The sequence below is a fragment of the Acinetobacter sp. SFD genome (assembly GCF_001647575.1).
Taxonomy (GTDB): domain Bacteria; phylum Pseudomonadota; class Gammaproteobacteria; order Pseudomonadales; family Moraxellaceae; genus Acinetobacter; species Acinetobacter pecorum.
On sequence record NZ_LSZJ01000010.1, the window covers coordinates 1 to 896 of the forward strand.

Sequence of the window (896 nt, forward strand, 5' to 3'; positions counted from 1 at the left end):
AGGAAATTGCAAAAGTGCATATTCTAAAAGCGGACATTTTTACTTTGGAGAAACCGGACATTTCTATTTTGGGCTTACAAATGCATTTCGTATAACCGCCATTATGTTAAATAAGCTTAGTTTTCCAAATGATTAATTAAAATATCTGTTTCTAACATGCTTTCTTAACTCTAGACTAAAAATTGCACATATAAATAGAAAAAAATTCATTAAAAAACCTAAAATCATATACAAATACACAAAAAAATTAGGTTCATTTAAAAGTTTTCTTATTGAAGATATATTCCCACCATCGGTAAAAATAAACATTTGATATCTAAAACAAATCATAATTATTAGAGTTAAAAAACATACTAGTAAAACTAAAGATCTATTATCTTTAATCTCATGAATGCTCTGATAATATCTTTCATATCTTTTAAATAGATGTTTAGTTCTAATGTCTAGCCCCCAAAAGGTATACTTTGAAAACATAATTAAAAAAATAAATATCTCAAATATTAACGTAACATCATTAACCAGTTTTACTTGTGGTGATGCCAAAATCATCGATTGGGAAAAGTTCGTAATCCCAGAATAACCTTCAATAGAGAACCCAAAAATATAAGCAACAATAAAAACTAAGGAAAATAAATGTAAATAAAAATACCGATAAGGGGATAATTCATCAAGAATTTTCATCAGTAATTTATCTGGGTGATAGGGGGCTTCACTTATATCATTATTCATATCACCTCCTGTCGTGCTACGAGTTAGATTGATCTTATTTCAGTTTTTCTAAAATTAACATAATACACCTTATACGAAATTCAATTGTAAGCCCAAAATAGAAATGTCCGGTTTCTCCAAAGTAAAAATGTCCGCTTTTAGAATATGCACTTTTGCAATTTCCTTAG

At 27.9% G+C, this 896-nt stretch carries 1 protein-coding gene; it reads right to left on the reverse strand.

Going from position 1 to position 896, the window contains the following annotated elements:
• Positions 1-132: 132 nt before the first annotated feature.
• On the reverse strand, positions 133-729 hold the full coding sequence (locus AY605_RS05455) for a hypothetical protein (RefSeq protein ID WP_064095446.1): 597 nt from the start codon (positions 727-729) through the stop codon (positions 133-135).
• Between the last annotated feature and the right edge of the window lie 167 nt (positions 730-896).